This is a genomic window from Thauera sp. K11, assembly GCF_002354895.1.
GTDB classification, from domain to species: domain Bacteria; phylum Pseudomonadota; class Gammaproteobacteria; order Burkholderiales; family Rhodocyclaceae; genus Thauera; species Thauera sinica.
Genome location: NZ_CP023439.1, coordinates 4,074,985 through 4,093,613, shown reverse-complemented (window position 1 = coordinate 4,093,613; position 18,629 = coordinate 4,074,985). Strand labels below are relative to the sequence as shown.

At 69.2% G+C, this 18,629-nt stretch carries 15 protein-coding genes and 1 pseudogene; 14 read left to right on the top strand and 2 right to left on the bottom strand.

The features are described 5' to 3' along the window. Positions 1 to 115: 115 nt before the first annotated feature. The 8 genes and pseudogenes from CCZ27_RS17885 (at position 116) to CCZ27_RS17850 (ending at position 9,100) form a co-directional block, all read left to right on the top strand. Entirely contained in the window at positions 116 to 904 is a 789-nt protein-coding gene (locus tag CCZ27_RS17885; RefSeq protein ID WP_096450464.1) for an IclR family transcriptional regulator, read from the top strand. 143 nt (positions 905 to 1,047) lie between these two features. Beyond that, entirely contained in the window at positions 1,048 to 2,196 is a 1,149-nt protein-coding gene (locus CCZ27_RS17880; protein ID WP_096450462.1) for an ABC transporter substrate-binding protein, read from the top strand. 108 nt (positions 2,197 to 2,304) lie between these two features. Then, positions 2,305 to 3,342 (top strand): branched-chain amino acid ABC transporter permease, encoded by a 1,038-nt coding sequence (locus CCZ27_RS17875; RefSeq protein WP_096450460.1) that lies wholly within the window; start codon positions 2,305 to 2,307, stop codon positions 3,340 to 3,342. Beyond that, complete coding sequence (locus tag CCZ27_RS17870; RefSeq protein WP_096450458.1) at positions 3,339 to 5,132, top strand: branched-chain amino acid ABC transporter ATP-binding protein/permease; 1,794 nt, start codon at positions 3,339 to 3,341, stop codon at positions 5,130 to 5,132. Before CCZ27_RS17875 ends, CCZ27_RS17870 begins: the two co-directional genes overlap by 4 nt. 16 nt (positions 5,133 to 5,148) lie before the next feature. Then, positions 5,149 to 5,966 (top strand): annotated as a pseudogene (locus tag CCZ27_RS24050) (ABC transporter ATP-binding protein). A gap of 202 nt (positions 5,967 to 6,168) precedes the next feature. Then, positions 6,169 to 6,765 carry a hemerythrin domain-containing protein gene (locus tag CCZ27_RS24045; RefSeq protein ID WP_096450456.1) on the top strand — a complete coding sequence of 199 codons (597 nt, stop codon included), beginning with the start codon at positions 6,169 to 6,171 and terminating at the stop codon, positions 6,763 to 6,765. A 456-nt stretch (positions 6,766 to 7,221) separates the two neighbouring features. Continuing rightward, on the top strand, positions 7,222 to 7,695 hold the full coding sequence (locus CCZ27_RS17855; protein ID WP_096450454.1) for an acyl-CoA thioesterase: 474 nt from the start codon (positions 7,222 to 7,224) through the stop codon (positions 7,693 to 7,695). A 259-nt stretch (positions 7,696 to 7,954) separates the two neighbouring features. Then, on the top strand, positions 7,955 to 9,100 hold the full coding sequence (locus CCZ27_RS17850) for an ABC transporter substrate-binding protein (RefSeq protein WP_096450452.1): 1,146 nt from the start codon (positions 7,955 to 7,957) through the stop codon (positions 9,098 to 9,100). Positions 9,101 to 9,215: 115 nt separating this feature from the next. Here CCZ27_RS17850 and CCZ27_RS24645 read toward each other — a convergent pair whose 3' ends face one another. Both CCZ27_RS24645 and CCZ27_RS17845 read right to left on the bottom strand, forming a co-directional pair. Further along, positions 9,216 to 9,365 carry a TetR-type transcription factor C-terminal domain-containing protein gene (locus CCZ27_RS24645; protein WP_332460903.1) on the bottom strand — a complete coding sequence of 50 codons (150 nt, stop codon included), beginning with the start codon at positions 9,363 to 9,365 and terminating at the stop codon, positions 9,216 to 9,218. Then, positions 9,311 to 10,114, bottom strand: a complete 804-nt coding sequence (locus CCZ27_RS17845; RefSeq protein WP_332460883.1) for a TetR family transcriptional regulator — start codon at positions 10,112 to 10,114, stop codon at positions 9,311 to 9,313. The genes CCZ27_RS24645 and CCZ27_RS17845 overlap by 55 nt, the downstream gene beginning before the upstream one ends. Before the next feature lie 301 nt (positions 10,115 to 10,415). Here CCZ27_RS17845 and CCZ27_RS24390 point away from each other — a divergent pair, with 301 nt between their 5' ends. The 6 genes from CCZ27_RS24390 to CCZ27_RS17815 are packed head-to-tail and all read left to right on the top strand — an operon-like array spanning position 10,416 to position 18,612. Further along, a complete protein-coding gene (locus CCZ27_RS24390; RefSeq protein WP_096450450.1) occupies positions 10,416 to 13,460 on the top strand; it encodes an AMP-binding protein in 3,045 nt (1,014 codons plus the stop codon). A 23-nt stretch (positions 13,461 to 13,483) separates the two neighbouring features. Then, positions 13,484 to 14,254 carry a crotonase/enoyl-CoA hydratase family protein gene (locus tag CCZ27_RS17835; protein WP_096450448.1) on the top strand — a complete coding sequence of 257 codons (771 nt, stop codon included), beginning with the start codon at positions 13,484 to 13,486 and terminating at the stop codon, positions 14,252 to 14,254. 52 nt (positions 14,255 to 14,306) lie between these two features. Then, entirely contained in the window at positions 14,307 to 15,563 is a 1,257-nt protein-coding gene (locus CCZ27_RS17830) for a thiolase family protein (RefSeq protein ID WP_096450446.1), read from the top strand. Positions 15,564 to 15,588: 25 nt separating this feature from the next. Further along, positions 15,589 to 16,356 carry a 3-hydroxyacyl-CoA dehydrogenase gene (locus CCZ27_RS17825; protein WP_096450444.1) on the top strand — a complete coding sequence of 256 codons (768 nt, stop codon included), beginning with the start codon at positions 15,589 to 15,591 and terminating at the stop codon, positions 16,354 to 16,356. 12 nt (positions 16,357 to 16,368) lie between these two features. After that, entirely contained in the window at positions 16,369 to 16,788 is a 420-nt protein-coding gene (locus tag CCZ27_RS17820; RefSeq protein WP_096450442.1) for an acyl-CoA thioesterase, read from the top strand. 36 nt (positions 16,789 to 16,824) lie between these two features. After that, on the top strand, positions 16,825 to 18,612 hold the full coding sequence (locus tag CCZ27_RS17815) for an acyl-CoA dehydrogenase (protein WP_096450440.1): 1,788 nt from the start codon (positions 16,825 to 16,827) through the stop codon (positions 18,610 to 18,612). The last annotated feature ends 17 nt before the right edge of the window (positions 18,613 to 18,629 follow it).

The window sequence follows — 18,629 nt, the reverse complement described above, 5'->3', positions numbered from 1 at the left end:
CGGCGCCGGTCGGGCAGATGGAGAAGGGCTGCGCGGCGGTTCTTCTCGCCTGCGAGTTGTGTTACACGTAAAGAAACGTTTTCTTTATTTTGTAATCACGTCGGAAAGGCCGGGCATGAGCGAAGAACTGGAAGGCAAACACGGAGTGCAGTCGCTCGAGGTGGGCATGGCCATCCTGCGGGCGATGGCGGCCGGCAAGCGCTCGATGATGCTGAAGGACATCGCCATCGCCGCCAGCATGCCGCCCTCCAAGGCGCACCGCTACCTCGTCAGCCTGATCCGCAGCGGGCTCGTCGAGCAGGACAGGCTGACTTCCCGCTACGACCTCGGGCCGTTCGCGCTCAACCTGGGCCTGGTCGCACTGGACCGCATCGACCGCATCCGGCTGGGGCTTGCCGCCATCACCGACCTGCGCGACGTCACCAACGAGACGACCTCGCTCGCCGTATGGAGCGACGACGGCCCGGTGGTGGTGCGCTGGGAGCGTCCGCGCCGCCCGATCACGGTCAACGTCGTGACCGGCACCAGCCTGTCGCTGCTGTCCTCTGCCGCGGGGCGCGTGTTCGCCGCCTGGCTGCCCGAACGGCAGACCGAGGCCCTGCTGCTCAAGGAGATCGAGGCCGGCAAGGCGCCGGGCGTGGCCAGCCTCGCGCAGGCCCGCGCAGTGCTCGCGGAGGTGAGGGAGCAGGGGGCGGCCATCCTGTCCCGCGGCTACTTCGCCCGCGGCGTCGAGGCCGCCGCCGCGCCGGTCTTCAACTTCAAGAACGAGATCACGATGTCGATCGCGCTGGTCGGCGTCGAAGGCTCGATGGACCTGACCCCCGGCAGCCCGACCCTGGACGAACTGCGCCGCGCCACCCACGAACTGTCGCTGCGGCTGGGCGCATCGGCCGACACCGCCTGATGCCTCGTTGCGATACAACTTTTTCGCTTGACGAGTTCTTTTGTCTCATTTCTAATACGCAGAACTTATTACGCGATTCAGAATAATGGTCCGCCGTCGCCACCGATGCGCGGCCCGTCGCCAAAACCCATGGAGGAGAAACCATGAAGCTGCGTAACACCCTGATGGCCGCCCTCGGCCTGGCCTTTGCCGCTACAGCCGCCCGCGCGGACATCAACGTCGGTGTCGTGCTCTCGGCAACCGGCCCGGCCGCTTCGCTGGGCATCCCGGAAAAGAACACCATCTCCCTGCTGCCCCAGACCATCGGCGGCGAGAAGGTGAACTACATCGTGCTCGACGATGCCTCCGACACCACGACCGCGGTCAAGAACGCGCGCAAGCTCGTGGCCGAGAACAAGGTGGACGTGGTGATCGGCTCCACCACCAGCCCCGCCTCGCTGGCGATGATCGACGTCGTCGCCGAGGCGCAGACGCCGATGATCTCGATGGCGGCATCCGCCCGCATCGTCGAGCCGATGGACGACAAGAAGAAGTGGGTGTTCAAGACTCCCCAGAACGACCTGCAGATGGCCACCGCGATCATCGAGCACATGGCCGCGAAGAACGTCGGGAAGGTCGCCTTCATCGGCTTCGCCAACGCCTACGGCGAAGGCTGGTACGAGCAGTTCAAGAAACTCGCCGACGTGCGCGGCATCGAGATCGCCGCCAACGAGCGCTTCAATCCGGCCGACACTTCGGTCACCGGCCAGGCGCTGAAGCTGATCTCGGTGAAGCCCGACGCCGTCTTCATCGCCGGTTCCGGCACGCCGGCCGCGCTGCCGCAGAAGGCGCTGCGCGAGCGCGGCTACAAGGGCGTGGTCTATCAGACGCACGGCGTGGCCAACAACGACTTCCTGCGCATCTGCGGCAAGGACTGCGAAGGCACGCTGCTGCCGGTCGGCCCGGTGCAGATGGCGCGCAGCCTGCCCGACAGCAACCCGGTCAAGAAAAGCTCGCTGGCCTACGTCGAGAAGTACGAGGCCACTTACGGCAAGGGCACGGTCTCGAGCTTCGGCGCCTACGCCTGGGACGCCGGCGTGCTGCTGGACGCGGCCGTTCCCGGCGCGCTGAAGAAGGGCAAGCCGGGCACGCCCGAGTTCCGCGCCGCGCTGCGCGACGGGCTCGAGCAGATCAAGGAAGCCGCGGGTGCGACCGGGATCTATTCGATGAGCCCCACCGACCACCTCGGCCTCGACCAGCGTTCGCGGGTGATGATCGAGATCCGCAACGGCAACTGGTCGCTGCTGAAGTAATCATCCCGCACGGGCGGCCCGCAACCGGCCGCCCCCGTCTTGCGGACGGTGCATACTTGATCGAGCGGCGCCCGGCCGGGCCGGCCGCGCGCCGCGATGGGGCAATCGATGGATCTGACGATAGCGCTGATGCTGGCCCAGGACGGGCTGACGAACGGAGCGATCTACGCGCTGCTGGCCTTGGCGCTGGTGCTGGTGTTCGCGGTGACGCGGGTGATCTGCATCCAGCAGGGGGAATTCGTGGCGTACGGGGCGCTGACGCTGGCGATGATGCAGTCGGGGTCGGTGCCGGCCACGGTGTGGCTGTTGGTGGCGCTGGGCGCGGCGGTGGCGGTGCTCGACGGCGCGGCGGCGCTCAAGGCCGGGCAGGGGCGCCGGCTGGCGGCGGTGCTGGGCTGGAACCTCGCCGGCCCGCTGGCGCTGGCGGGCCTGCTGGCGGTGCTGCCGGTCCCGTCCCTGCCGCTGGCGGTGCAGGTGGGGCTGGCGCTGGCGGTGGTGGTGCCGATGGGCCCCTTCATGTACCGGCTCGTCTACCAGCCCATCGCCTCGGCGCCGGTGCTGATCCTGCTGATCGTCTCGGTGGCGGTGCACGTGGCCATGGTCGGGCTGGGGCTGCTGTTCTTCGGTGCCGAAGGCCAGCGCACCCCGGCCTTCAGCGACGCCAGCCTCGAAGTGGGGCCGCTCTTGGTGTCGGGGCAGACGCTGTGGGTGATCGTGGCCTCGCTGGTGCTCATCGTCGGGCTGTACCAGTTCTTCGAGCGCACGCTGTACGGCAAGGCCCTGCGCGCCACGGCGATCAACCGGGTGGGGGCGCGGCTGATGGGTATCTCGCCGTCGCTGGCGGGCAAGCTCACCTTCTTCCTGGCGGCGCTGATCGGCGCGCTGTCGGGCGTGCTGATCGCCCCCCTCACCACCATCTACTACGACACCGGCTTCCTGATCGGGCTGAAGGGGTTCGTGGCCGCCATCATCGGCGGACTGGCCAGCTACCCGATCGCCGCGCTGGGCGCGGTCGCGGTGGGGCTGCTCGAAGCGTTCTCCTCGTTCTGGGCCAGCGCCTACAAGGAAGTCATCGTCTTCACCCTGATCATCCCGGTGCTGCTGTGGCGCTCGCTCACCAGCCGGCACGTGGAGGAAGAAGAATGAGGCCCGACCGTCTGATCCTGGGCGCCTTCCTGGCGCTGCTGCTGGGGGTGCCGGCGCTGCTGTCGCCGTTCTACGTCACGCTGCTCAACTACATCGGCCTGTACGCGCTGGTGGCCCTCGGGCTGGTGCTGCTCACCGGCGTCGGGGGGCTCACCAGCTTCGGGCAGGCCGCCTTCGTCGGGCTGGGCGCCTACACCAGCGCCGCGCTCACCACTGCGACGACGCTGCCCGGCTGGATCGCCTGGGCCGGCACCTCCCCCTGGCTCGCGCTGGGCGTGGGGCTGGTGCTCACCGCCGCGGTCGCGCTGATCCTGGGCTCGCTCACGCTGAAACTGTCGGGCCACTTTCTGCCGCTGGGCACGATCGCCTGGGGCATCAGCCTGTACTTCCTGTTCGGCACCATGGAAAGCCTCGGGGGGCACACCGGGCTCACCGGCATCCCGCCGATCACGCTGTTCGGCTGGACGCTGGACGAAGGCGGCGAGATCTACTACCTCATCTGGGCCTTCGTGCTGGTGGCGGTGCTCACCACGCAGAACCTCTTGGATTCGCGCGAAGGGCGGGCCATCCGGGCCTTGAAGGGCGGGCGGGTGATGGCCGAGGCGATGGGGGTGGACACCGCGCGCTCGCGCATGATCATCTTCGTGATCGCCGCGCTGCATGCCTGTGCCTCGGGCTGGCTGTACGCGCACATGCAGCGCTTCGTCAATCCGACCCCGTTCGGGCTGCACATCGGCATCGAATACCTCTTCATGGCGGTGGTGGGCGGCGCGGGCCACGTGTGGGGCGCGCTGGTGGGCGCGGGGGTGATCACCGTGCTCAAGCAATGGCTGCAGGACCTGCTGCCCAAGCTGCTGGGGGCCAGCGGCAACTTCGAAGTGATCGTGTTCGGCCTCATGATGGTGCTGGTGCTGCAGCGCGCGCGCAACGGCCTGTGGCCGCTGCTGAAGAAATGCGTGCCGGTGCAGGGCGTGCCCAAGCGCATCGACGCGGCGGCCGAGCCCCTGCCGCGGCGCACGCTGCCGGCGGCGGGCACGCCGATCCTCGAAGCGCAGGACGTCACGAAGAAGTTCGGCGGGCTCATCGCCAACAACAACATGAGCCTCACGGTGAAGGCGGGCGAGATCCTGGCGCTGATCGGCCCCAACGGGGCGGGCAAGAGCACGATGTTCAACCAGATCTCGGGGGTGGACACCCCCACCTCGGGCGAAGTGCGCTTCCTGGGCAAGGCGGTGGCCGGGCACGACTCGCGCGAGATCGCCAGGATGGGCATGAGCCGCACCTTCCAGCACGTGAAGCTGCTGCCGACGATGACGGTGCTCGAGAACGTGGCGATCGGCGCGCACCTGCGCAGCCGGCAGGGCGTCCTGCGCTCGGCCTGGCGGCTGGACCGGCACGAAGAAGCACGGCTGCTGAAGGAAGCCGCCTACCAGATCGAGCGCGTGGGCCTGAAGGACCACCTGTACGACGAAGCGGGCAGCCTGGCGCTGGGCCAGCAGCGCATCCTCGAGATCGCGCGCGCGCTGTGCTCGGACCCGTGCCTGCTGTTGCTGGACGAACCGGCGGCGGGGCTGCGCTTCAAGGAGAAGGAAGCGCTCGGGGAGCTTCTGAGAAAGCTGCGGGCCGAAGGGATGGCGACGCTGATCGTGGAGCACGACATGGACTTCGTGATGGGGCTGGTGGATCGGGTGGTGGTGATGGAGTTCGGTCAGAAGATCGCCGAAGGGCTGCCCGACGAGATCCAGCAGCACCCGGCGGTGCTCGAAGCCTACCTGGGCGGCGTGGACTGAGCGGAGGGGACAGGAGATGACGATGCAGACGCAGGCCCAGACCCAGACCCAGACCCATCCCCCGCTCACCCCGTCGAACGCCGGCGCGACCTCCCCGGTGCTCGAAGTGAAAGGGCTGTGCGTGTCGTACGGCAAGGTGGAAGCGCTCACGAACGCGGCGCTGACGGTGGGCGAAGGTCAGATCGTGACGGTGATCGGCCCCAACGGGGCGGGCAAGACGACGATGCTGTCGGCGATCATGGGGGTGCTCGAGGCGAAGGGCGAGGTGCGCTTCGACGGCACGGTCGAAGCGGTGCCCGAGGTGGAGCGCCGGGTGGCGCGCGGCATGAACCTGGTGCCGGAGAAGCGCGAACTGTTCGGCGAGATGAGCGTCGAGGACAACCTGGTGCTGGGCGCCTTCCAGCGCTACCGCAGCGGGCACCGCGACCACGGGCAGACGATGGAGGAGGTGTACGGGCTGTTCCCGCGGCTGAAGGAGCGGCGCACGCAGCTGGCGGGCACGCTGTCGGGCGGGGAGCGGCAGATGCTGGCGGTGGGCCGTGCGCTGATGGCCCGGCCGAAGCTGCTGATGCTGGACGAACCGAGCCTGGGGCTGGCGCCGCTGATCGTGCGGGAGATCTTCCGCATCATCGCGGAGCTGAGGCGCCGGGGGGTGTCGATCCTGCTGGTGGAGCAGAACGCGCGGGCGGCGCTGCAGGTGGCCGACTACGCGTACGTGCTGGAGACGGGGCAGGTGGCGATGCAGGGCCCGGCGCACCAGCTGGCGGACGACCCGCGGGTGATCGAGGCGTACCTGGGGCTGGGGGCAAGCACCAGGCGATGCTCAGTACCTGAGGGGCGGGAGCGGCGGGTGCGGGGAGCCCGGCCGGGGGCGGAGGCGGCGTTGCGTCGGGCTGCGCAACGCGACCTCGCTCACGCTCGGGACTCGGACCGTGCTCGCCCACTCCACGCCGCCCCCACCCCCCGCCCTGCCGCGTCGCGTGATCCGGCGGGCCTGAGAAACGGAACCGAGAAGGACAGAAGGAGGACGAGAGCCATGGAAGCGATGCGCATCCTGATGGACGAACACCAGTCGCTGGCGGCGATCATCCACGCGATCCGGCATCTGATCGGCGAGATCGGGGCGGGGCGGCTGGAAGCGGACCAGGGCCTGCTGGCGGCGATGGTGCATTACCTGGACGCTTACCCGGAGAAGCGCCACCACCCGAAGGAGGACCGGTACCTGTTCGGTCCGCTGAAGGCGAAGACGGGAGCGGGGGCGGCGGCACTCGAGCGGCTCGCGCGCGAGCACGGCGAGGCGGAGGCGCGGATCAAGGGGCTGGAGGCGGCGCTGGGGCGTTACCGGGCGGGGGAGCCCGGGGGCTTCGAGGGCTTCGCGCAGGCGTTCGAGGGGTACGCGGCGTTCTACCGGGAGCACATGCTGCTGGAGGAGCGCGAGGTGCTGCCGCTGGTGATCGCGCACTTCACGGAAGCGGACTGGGCGGCGGCGGAGGCGGGGTTCCTGGCGGACGATCCGCTGCGGGGCACGCGCACGGGCGAGGGGGAGGAGGACTTCGGGCGGATCTTCTCGAAGCTGGTGGCCGCGGCGCCGGCGCCCATCGGGCTGGGGGCCGGGCCGTACAAGGAGCAGTGAGGGGAGGATCGGCGCCAGGACGGCAACGGAACACGACGCGGCTGGCGGCCCGGCCACCCTGCGTACGACGTAACCAAGAATCACACGAGGGTCTTTCAGGCGCCTGGATCACGCAATGCGGCAGGTCTGGTGGCGGGGGAGGCGTGGAGCGGGCGAGGACTGTCCGAGCCCCGAGCGCAGCGAGGGCGAGTTCCGCAGCCCGCGGAACGCCTCCCCCGCCACCAGACCGGATTCGAGAGACGGACCGCGCAGGCGGAGACCGACCAGACCGGATTCGAGAGACGGACCAGCCAGGATCCGGGAGACGGACGGCGCAAATGGAGACTGTCCGGGCACCGGACAAAGCGAGGCCGGGTTCCGCAGCCCGACGGAACGCCTCCTCCGCGCCACCAGCCCGGATAAGGGAGGCGGACGCCGCCGATGGAGACTGACCGGCATTCTCACGGGAGGAAGATCATGGAATTGCCCGCGCACCAGCTCGCCATGACGGTGTTGATGACACCGGACACCGCCAACTTCTCCGGCAACGTCCACGGCGGAACCATCCTCAAGCTGCTCGACCAGGTGGCCTTTGCCTGTGCCAGCCGCTACGCCGGCAGCTATGTGGTGACCCTGAGCGTGGACCAGGTGATCTTTCGGCAACCGATCCACGTCGGCGAACTGGTGAGCTTCCTGGCCTCGGTCAACCACACCGGCAGTTCGTCCATGGAGGTCGGCATCAAGGTGATCGCCGAGAACATCCGCACGCAGGAAAGGCGGCACGTCAATAGCTGCTTCTTCACGATGGTCGCGGTCGACGATGCCGGCAGGCCCACGGCCGTTCCCTCTCTGCGACCCTTCACGCCCGACGAGATCAGACGCCATGCCGCGGCCGAAGTGCGCAAGACCATGCGGCGCGAGATGGAACAGCGGTTTGCAGCCACCCGCTGAAACGGGCGGCCGCTCGGCACCGGGGACCGCAGCCGTCCGTGACGGGATGCGCAGGCCGATCCGGATCTCGCGCGGGATCATTTCGGCCTGTCCACGCCGTTCGAGCGCCTTCGTTTGTTGCGGAGAGGTCGTCACCGGGCGATGAATTTGATATGTTCAAACCTTTTAGACAACCTCGATTTTCGTAGGACAGCAAGCCTGGAAGGCGCAACGCACAAGACGCCGGGCAAACCCGTTCCAGTTCATTGGAGGAGACACCATGAAGCTGCGTAGCACCCTGATGGCCGCCCTCGGCCTTGCCTTTGCCGTTTCCGCCCAGGCGGACATCAATGTCGGCGTGATCGTGTCGGCGACCGGCCCGGCCGCCTCGCTCGGCATTCCGGAGAAGAACACCATCGCACTGATGCCGGCCACGATCGCCGGCCAGAAGATCAACTACATCGTCCTCGACGACGCATCCGACACTACCACCGCGGTCAAGAACATGCGCAAGCTGGTGTCGGAAGACAAGGTCGACGTGGTGCTGGGCTCCACGATCACGCCGAACTCGCTGGCGATGGTCGACGTCGCCGCCGAGGCGAAGACGCCGATGATCTCGATGGCGGCATCCGCCCGCATCGTCGAGCCGATGGACGACAAGCGGCGCTGGGTGTTCAAGACGCCGCAGAACGACGCCCAGATGTCGACCGCCATCGTCGAGCACATGAACAGCAACGGCGTGAAGACGGTCGCCTTCATCGGCTTCTCCGATGCCTACGGCGAAGGCTGGTTCGAGCAGTTCAAGCCGGTGGCGGAAGTGCGCAAGCTGCAACTGGTGGCCAACGAGCGCTTCAGCCGCACCGACACCTCGGTCACCGGCCAGGTGCTGAAGATCATCGCGGCCAAGCCGGACGCCGTGCTCATCGCCGGTTCCGGCACGCCGGCCGCGCTGCCGCAGAAGGCGCTCAAGGAGCGCGGCTACACCGGCAAGATCTACCAGACCCACGGCGTCGCCAACAACGACTTCCTGCGCGTGTGCGGCAAGGACTGCGAAGGCACGCTGCTGCCCGCCGGGCCGGTGCTGGTCGCCGGGCAACTGCCCGATTCCAACCCGGTCAAGAAGCCGGCGCTGGAATACATCACCCGCTACGAGGCGGCTCACGGCAAGGGCAGCGTCTCCACCTTCGGCGCGCACGGCTGGGACGCCGGCGTGCTGATGTCGAATGCCGTCCCCGTGGCGCTGCAGAAGGCCCAGCCCGGCACCGCGGAATTCCGCGCGGCGCTGCGCGATGCGATCGAGGGCCTGAAGGAGGTGCCGGCCGCGCACGGCATCTTCACGATGAGCCCGACCGACCACCTCGGCCTCGACCAGCGCGCGCGCGTGATGGTGCAGATCCAGAACGGCAAGTGGGTGCTGGTGAAGTAAGTCTTCCGGCGCCGTCCCGGCCCGCCGCACGGCGGGCCCCTGGTGAAGCCTCCGCGCGGTGGCGGAGGCTTCACCAGGGCGGGGAGATCCGCAGGCGCGGCCGCGGATCGTTCGTTCAGGCCTGCACGCCGCCGCGCAGCATGGCCACCATCGCCGCGGCGATTTCGCGCGGGTTCCGCTTGCCTTCCCGGTACCACAGATAAACCCAGTTCATGCCGCCGAGCAGGAACAGGCGCAGCAGGGAGCGGTCGGTTCCTTCCCGCAGCGGGAGCGCGTCGACCAGGGTCTTGAAGACCTGCTCGTAGGCGGCGCGATGGGGCGGATCTCCTGCAGCAGGTCGTCGTTGCGCGAGATGGCGAGATTGCTGCCCGCCAGGCGATCGACCGACGAGCCGCCCACGATGCCCTCGACGTGCACCTCGCAGGCCCGCTCCAGGCATTCCCAGGGATCGTCGCTGCTGGTCGCCGCGTTCCTGACCCGTTCCAGCGTGCGTTCGAAACCCTCGCGGTGGACGGCGAGGAACAGCTCGCGCTTGGACGGAAAGTAGTGATACACCGAGCCCGGCAGCAGGCCCACGTTGCGCGCGATGTCCCGGATCGAGGTGCGGTCGTAGCCTTCTGCCGCGAACAACTGGGCTGCCGCATCCAGGATCAGCCGGCGGCGCTCCAGCGGCTCGTGCTCACCCGCCGCGGCGCCCGCGGCTGATTCGCCGCGCGCCAGGCGCTCGCTCAGCCTGCCGCGCTCGAGATGGCGGCGCTGGGTCTCGGTGAGCACCTCGGCGCCTTCCCCTTCCTGCTGCACCAGGGCCTGCAGCCGCTTCACCGCCGTTTCCAGCCCGTGCTTCTGCCACAGGTAGCGCACGCCCGAGGCCGAGATGCGTATGCCCGCCTGACGCAGGCGCTCGGCCACGGCCATCTGGCCCAGTTCGGGCGCCTCTCGCGCCAGGCGCAGGATTTCTTCTTCCGCGATGCCGGGTGACGCGGCGGGCGCGTCGACTGCGTGTGATTCGTTCATTCGGTGCGACTTTTCATGAAACCTGCATTCGGGCGGCGGCTGCCGCCCGGCCGCCCGTTCCGCGCCGTTCGCCCCGAAGAGCGGGGCGGCGGATCGGACGGGCGCAAGTTTGCCTCATTTCTCCGGATGGTAAGGCTCTCATCCTGGATAGTGCATAGAATAAATTAATTGAACAAGTGTTTGACAAGGTAGTTAGTCGACCATTATCTTCCGCTCCACAAGAGTTGTTCGGCAATACCGAAACACCCGGTCGATCGCCGGAGCAGGCGAATCGACGAGACCATCACCACCTGGAGGAAACATGAAGCTCACCAAGCTTGCCGTCGCCCTGTCCGTCACGCTTGCCGCCAGCTCGGCGGCGCTGGCCGAGATCACCATCGGCGTTTCGCTGTCGGCGACCGGCCCGGCCGCCATGCTGGGGATTCCGGAAAAGAACGCGTTCACCCTGATGCCCGCCGAGATCGGCGGGGAGAAGGTCCGGCTGATCGTGCTGGACGACGCCACCGATCCCACCCTGGGAACCAAGAACGCGCGCCGCTTCGTGTCCGAGGACAAGGTCGACGTGCTGATCGGCTCGTCCGGCACGCCGGCCACCGCCGCCATCGCCGAGGTCGCCCACGAATCCAGGACGCCGCTGGTGACGATGAGCCCTGTCGCCCTGCCCGCCGACCGCAACGAATGGGTCTTCCGCGCGCCGCAGCAGAACGGCGTGATGGCCGGCGCCCTGATCGACCACATGAAGGCCAGGGGCGTGAAGACGCTGGGCTTCATCGGCTTCTCCGACGCCTACGGCGAGGACTGGCTGAACGCGGTGACGAAGCAGGCCGGGGCCGCCGGCATCAAGCTCGGGCCGGTCGAGCGCTACAACCGCACCGACACCTCGGTGACCGGGCAGGTGCTGAAGCTCACCGCGGCCAAGCCCGACGCCATCCTGGTGGTCGGCTCCGGCAGTCCGGCGGCGCTGCCGCAGACGGCGCTCTCCGAGCGCGGCTACAAGGGCCAGATCTACCAGACCCACGCGGTCACCGGCCAGGCTTTCCTGAACGTCGCCGGCAAGGCGGCCGAAGGCACGATCATCCCGGTGGGGCCGGTGGTGGTGGTCGACCAGTTGCCCGACAGCCATCCGTCCAAGGGCGCCGGCCAGACGTTCGTGAAGAAATACGAGGCCCAGTTCGGCGCCGGCAGCTTCTCGTCCTTCGCCGGCTACGCGGCCGACGCCTTCCGCGTGATCGAGGCCGCCGTGCCGGCCGCACTGGCGAAGGCCAGGCCGGGCACGCCGGAGTTCCGCGCCGCGCTGCGCAACGCGATCGAATCGAACAAGGAAGTCGTCGGCGTGCATGGGGTGTTCAACATGACCCCGCGGACCATTTCGGCCTCGACGCGCGTTCGCGCGTGCTGGTGCGCATCGAGAACGGCGCCTACAAGCTGGTCGCGAAGTAAGCCGGCTGCGCGGACAAAAGAGAAAGGAGGGGACGCCATGAATGAAGAAATCATCCGCGACATCGACCGCATGTTCGCCGAGCCGGACCTGGTCATCGAGCACCGGGCGAACGGGGAGCGCATCCTGCGTTCGGGGATTCCCCTCCCCGACGGCTATGCGCGCTGCGTCGGCGACTGGCTGGAGCACTGGGCGCGGGTCCAGCCCGACGAACTGTTCCTGGCCGAACGCAACGCCGCCGGCGAATGGGACAGGCTGAGCTACGGCGAAGCCCGCCGCCGCGTCGTGGCGATCGCGACCTGGCTGCTGGGGCAGAACCTGTCCGCGGAGCGGCCGGTCGTCGTCCTGTCGGACAACTCGATCGAGCATGCGCTGCTGGCGCTGGCGGCGATGCATGTCGGCGTGCCGGTGTCGCCGATCTCGCCGGGCAATTCGCTGATGTCGAAGGACTTCGGCAAGCTGCGCGGCAACATCGAACTGCTGCGGCCGGGGGTGATCTATGCCGACCCGGTCGAGCGCTTCCGGGCGGCGATCGACGCCGTGGCCGACCTGCACGACGGGGTCGTCGTCTCCGGCAGCCGCAGCGCGCCGCAGCCCGGGACGCTGCCGATGGCCGCCATCGAGGCGCACGGCGACGAGGCGGCGGTGATGGCGGCGTTCGCCCGCCTCACCCCCGACACCATCGCGAAGTTCCTGTTCACCTCCGGCTCGGTCGGCACGCCGAAGGCGGTGATCAACACCCAGCGCATGATGTGTTCCAACCAGGAATCCAAGGCCCTGCTGTGGCCCTTCCTGGCGCAGAACCGGCCGGTGATGTGCGAATGGCTGCCGTGGAGCCACACCTTCGGCGGCAACCACGACTTCAACCTCATCCTGCGCTGGGGCGGCACCCTCTACATCGACGACGGCAAGCCCACGCCGGCCCTGCTCGAGAAGACGCTGCGCAACCTGCGCGAGATCTCGCCCACGCTGTACTTCAGCGTGCCGCGCGCCTACGACATGCTGGTGCCGCACCTGCGCGACGACGCCGTGCTGCGCGAAAGCTTCTTCCGCCGGCTGCAGGTGATCCTCTACGCCGGCGCCGCGCTGCCGCAGCACCTGTGGGCCGACCTCGAGGAGCTGTCGGAAGCGACGATAGGCGTGCGCGTGCCCATGGTGTCGTCCTGGGGCTCGACCGAGACCGCGCCGCTGGCCACCGACTGCCACTTCCAGGCGATCCGCTCCGGCGTGATCGGCGTGCCCATCCCCGGCACCGAACTCAAGCTGGTGCCCTCGCACGACAAGCTGGAGGTGCGGGTGCGCGGGCCGAACGTCTTTCCCGGCTACTGGAAGCAGCCCGATCTGACGGAAAAGTCCTTCGACGACGAAGGCTTCTACATGATCGGCGACGCCGTCGAGTTCGTCGACGCGGAGCGCCCCGAGCGCGGCCTGGTCTATGACGGGCGCGTCGGCGAGGACTTCAAGCTGCTGACCGGCACCTGGGTGCACGTGGGCTCGCTGCGCGTGGCGGGCATCGACGCGATGTCGCCGATCGCGCAGGACATCGTCGTCACCGGCCACAACCGCGACGAGATCGGCTTCCTGATCTTCCCCAACGTTCCCGAATGCCGGCACATGTGCCCGCACCTGCCGCCGGACGCCGACATCGTCGATCTGCTGCTGAACCCGGCCATCCGCAGCCGGGTGGCGCAAGGCCTGGCGGCGATGATGAAGAAGGGCGGTGGATCGTCCACCTACCCGACGCGCGCGATCCTGATGGCCGAACCGCCCTCCCCCGAGGCCGGCGAGATCACCGACAAGGGCTACATCAACCAGCGCATGGTGCTCACGCGCCGCGCAGACCTGGTCGAGTTCCTGCACGCCGACGTGCTCGACAAGACCGTCATCACCGTCCATGCCGCGGTGTGACAGAAACACGCGAGGAAACAGCCATGAGTGAACAACTCGTCAAGACGTCGTCGGCCGACGGCGTCTACACCATCACGCTGGCGCGCCCGGCCAAGCGCAACGCCATCAGCGACCGGCTGCTGGCCGCGCTCGAGGCGGCGCTGGCGGCCACGCCCGAGGGCACGCGCGCCATCATCCTCGCCGGCGAGGGCGAGCACTTCTGCGCCGGCCTGGACCTGTCCGAGCACCAGCACCGCGACGCCTTCGGCACCATGCTGCATTCGCAGACCTGGCACCGCATCTTCGGCCGCATCCAGAATGGCGGCATTCCGGTGATCGCCGCGATGCAGGGCGCGGTGATCGGCGGCGGCCTGGAACTGGCGACCGCCACCCACATCCGCGTGGCCGAGCCCGACACCATCTACCAGTTGCCCGAAGGCCGCCACGGCATCTTCGTCGGCGGCGGCGCCTCGGTGCGGGTGGCGAGGATCGTCGGCGCCGGACGCATGTGCGAAATGATGCTGACCGGCCGCGTCCTGAACGCCGAGGAAGGCCAGCGCCTCGGCCTGTCGCACTACGTCACGGGCGCCGGCGAGAGCCTGGCCAAGGCGCAGGAACTGGCGCGCCGCGTGGCCGAGAACGCGCCCATGGCGAACTGGGCGATGGTCACCGCCATCGCCCGCATCGACAACATGTCCAGCGACGACGGCTTCTTCGTCGAATCGCTGACCGCCGCGCTCGCCCAGACCAGCCCCGAGGTCGCCGAGCGCATCGGCCACTTCCTGCAGCGCAGGGGCCAGGGCCCCCGCCAGTGAGCCGCTCCGCCGCGAGCGCCCACACAGCCGATCCACGACATCGAGACCCGCAATGAACAATTTCGCCGCTTCCGAGGCCGCCGCATTGGCCGCCGCCTACGACGACATCTGGCTGGTCGCCGGCCAGCGCACCCCCTTCGCCGACTACAACGGCGTGCTGCGCGACGTGTCGCCCACCGACCTTGGCATCGCCGCCGCCCGTTCGCTGTTCGACACCAGCGGCATCCCTGCGTCCGAGGTCGACGCCATCGTCGCCGGCAACATGGCGCAGGCGAGCTTCGACGCCTACTTCCTGCCGCGCCACATCGGCCTGTATTCGGGCGTGAATCCGAACGTGCCGGCGCTGCTGGTACAGCGCCTGTGCTGCACCGGCTTCGAGACCATCCTGACCGCCGCCGACCAGATCACGCTGGGCAAGGCCGGCGTGGTGCTGTGCGTCGGCGCCGAATCGATGTCGCGCAACCCGGTGGCCGCCTATACGCACCGCGCGGGTTTCCGCATGGGGCAGGTGGAGTTCAAGGACTTCCTGTGGGAAGCCACGCTGGATACCGCGCCCGGGGTCGGCATGGGCGGCACCGCCGAGAACCTGGCGGTGCGCTACGGCATCGGCCGCGAAGAGGTCGACCGCTTCGCCGCGCAGAGCTTCGCCCGCGCGGCGGCGGCCTGGGACGCCGGCTGGTTCGCCGCCGAAGTCAGCGCCGTGGCCAACGCCACCTGGGAACTGGAGGGCTACAAGCCGCGCGGCATCAAGCTCGCCGACCGCGCCGAGCGCTGCGAGCGCGACGGCCACGTGCGACCCACGCCCTACGAAACCCTGCAGAAGCTCAAGCCCGCCTTCGGCGGCGTACAGACCGGCGGCAACAGCTCGGCCATCGTCGACGGCGCGGCGGCGGTCATCGTCGCCCGCGGCGACTGGGTGCGCGCCCACGGCCTGCGCCCGCTCGCCCGCATCGTCGCCGGCGCGGCGGCGGCGGTGCCGCCCGAGATCATGGGCATCGGTCCGGCGCCGGCGATCCGCGCCGCGGCGAAGAAGGCGGGCATCGCCGTCGGCGACATCGGCCGCATCGAGATCAACGAAGCCTTCGGCGCCCAGTACCTCGCCTGCGAGCGCGAGCTGGGGCTGGACCGCGAGCGCGTCAACGTGCATGGCGGCGCGATCGCGATCGGCCATCCGCTCGGCGCATCGGGCGTGCGCCTCACCCACACGGTCGCGCGCGCCGCGCGCGAGGCCGGCCTGCAGTACGGCGTGTCGTCGGCCTGCGCCGGCGGTGGCCAGGGCGTGGCGGTGATCGTCGAGAACGCGGCTTGAACCCGGATACGGAGAGGAGATTCCCATGAAGTTCGAAGGCAGCACTTTCATCGTCACCGGCGGCGCGTCGGGGCTGGGCGAATCGACCGCGCGCGCGCTGCACGGCGCGGGCGCCAACGTGGTCATCGCGGACCTGAACGTGGAGCAGGGCGAAAAGCTCGCGGGCGAGCTGGGCGCGCGCGCCGCATTCAACCGCACCAACGTCGCCGACGAGGCGGACGCGAAGGCGGCGGTCGACCTCGCCGTGGCCCGCTTCGGCGGGCTGCAGGGCCTGGTCAACTGCGCCGGCATCGGCAACGCCGGCAAGGTGCTGGGCAAGGACGGGCCGCAGCCGCTGGCCGATTTCAGCCTGTCCATCCAGATCAACCTGGTCGGCACCTTCAACATGATCCGCCTGGCCGCGGAGGCGATGAGCAAGGGCGAGGCGCAGGCCGACGGCGAGCGCGGCGTCATCGTCAACACCGCCTCGGTCGCCGCCTACGAAGGCCAGGTCGGCCAGGCTGCCTATGCCGCTTCAAAGGGCGGCATCGTGTCGATGACGCTGCCGGTCGCGCGCGAACTGTCGCGCTTCGGCATCCGCGTGGTGACGATCGCCCCGGGCCTCTTCATCACGCCGATGATGCGCGCCCTGCCGCCGGAGGTGCAGAAGTCGCTGGGCGAGAACACGCCTTTCCCGCAGCGCCTGGGCGAACCCGACGAGTTCGCGAAGCTGGTGCTCGCCATCGTCGACAACGTCATGCTCAACGGCGAGACCATCCGCCTCGACGGCGCGGTGCGCCTGGCGGCGCGCTGAGGCCCGGCCGGCATGGCGCGCAGCAACGTCTATCGCATGCGCATCGCCTTCGGCGACTGCGATCCGGCGCAGATCGTGTTCTTCGCCAACTACTTCAGGTGGTTCGACACCGCCGGCCGCGAGTTCTTCACCGCCTGCGGCGTGCCGAGCTGGCGGGAGACGACGGCCGAGCGCGGCATCATCGGCACCCCGCTGGTCGATGCCCAGGCCACGTTCAGGAATTCGGCCACCTACGGCGAGGACATCGAGATCGAATCCTGGATCGAGGAATGGCGCGGCAAGAGCTTCGTCATGCGCCACGTCGCGCGGCGCGGCGACACCGTGCTGTGCGAGGGGCGCGAGGTGCGGGTGTTCGCCACGCGGGACCCGGACGATCCGCTGCGCATCAAGGCGGTGCCCATCCCGGACGACATCCGCGCCGCCTGCGCCTGAGCGCCCGAACTACGACAAGAACGAGAGGAGACCCCGATGATCGACTACACCCCCCCGATCCGGGACATGCAGTTCATCCTGGCCGAACTCGCCGGCCTCGACGAGATCGCCGCGCTGCCCGGCTGCGGCGAGGCGACGCCCGACCTGGTGGCGGCCATCCTGGAAGAGGCCGGCCGTTTCGCCGCCGGCGTGCTGGCGCCCATCAACCGCGACGGCGACATGCAGGGCTGCCGCCTGGACGACGACGGCAGCGTGGCCACGCCCGACGGCTGGCAGCGGGCCTACGACCTGTTCCGCGAAGCGGGCTGGCTCGGCCTGTCGCTGCCGGCCGAGTTCGGCGGCCAGGGCATGCCCCGGCTGGTGTCGACCCCGGTGATGGAGATGTGGAACGCGGCCAACATGGCCTTCGCCATGCTGCCCATCCTCAACCAGGGCCAGGCCGAGGCGCTCCTGATCGCCGCCAGCGAGGCGCAGAAGCAGACCTGGCTGCACAAGGTGGTGAGCGGCGAGTGGGGCAGCACGATGAACCTCACAGAACCGCAGGCCGGCTCCGACCTCGCCGCCACCCGCACCCGCGCCGAACCGCAGGCCGACGGCAGCCACAGGCTGTTCGGCCAGAAGATCTTCATTTCCTACGGCGAGCACGGCCTCACGCCCAACATCGTGCATCTGGTGCTGGCCCGCCTGCCCGACGCGCCGGCCGGCGTGAAGGGCTTGTCGCTGTTCATCGTGCCCAAGTACCTGGTGAATGCCGACGGCAGCCCGGGCGCGAGGAACGACGTGCGCTGCATCTCCATCGAGCACAAGATGGGCATCCACGGCAGCCCCACCTGCACGATGAGCTTCGGCGACGCCGGCGGCGCCACCGGCTGGCTGGTGGGCGAGCCCAACCGCGGGCTCGAGACCATGTTCGTGATGATGAACGAGGCCCGCTTCGGCGTCGGCGTGCAGGGCGCGGGCCTGGCCGAGCGTGCCTACCAGTGCGCGCTGGCCTATGCGCGCGAGCGCGTGCAGGGCCGCGACGCGGTGACCGGCGAATCGGGCCGGCCCATCATCCACCACCCCGACGTCAAGCGCATGCTGCTGTCCATGCGCGCCCGCGTGATGGCGATGCGCACGCTGCTCTACACCGCCGCGGGCTGGTTCGACCGCGCGCACCACCACCCCGACCGCGCGGTGGCGGACAAGTGCCGCCGCTACGTCGACCTGCTGATGCCGGTGGCCAAGGGCTGGTGCACCGAGGTCGGCAACGACGTCTGCGACGACGCCGTCCAGGTCTTCGGCGGCATGGGCTTCGTCGAGGAGACCGGCGTCGCGCAGTACTACCGCGACGCCCGCATCATCACCATCTACGAAGGCACCACCGGCATCCAGGCCAACGACCTGGTCGGGCGCAAGATCCTGCGCGAAGGCGGCGCCACGCTGCGCGAACTCATCGTCGAGCTGCGCGGTACCGCCGCCGCGCTGGAGGCCGGCGGGCTCGCCGAGATCGGCGACGGCCTCGGCGACAGCGTCGACGCGCTCGAATCGGCCGCCGACTGGATGCTCGCCAACGGCCGCGACCAGCTTGCCGACGTGCTCGCCGGCGCGGTGCCCTTCCTGCACCTGCTCGGCACCGTGTGCGGCGGCTGGCAGCTCGGCCGCGTCGCGCTCGCCGCGCGCGCGAGGCTCGCCGCCGGCGGGGGCGATGCCGCCTACCTCGCCAGCCTGGTCGAACTCGCGCGCTTCTACATGGCCACCATCGGCCCGCAGGCCGCGGCCCATGCCGCGACGGTGCGCGAGGCGGGCGGTGCGCTGACCCGTTTCGAAGAAGCAGCCTTCTGAGCGGGCGCCGCGCACGT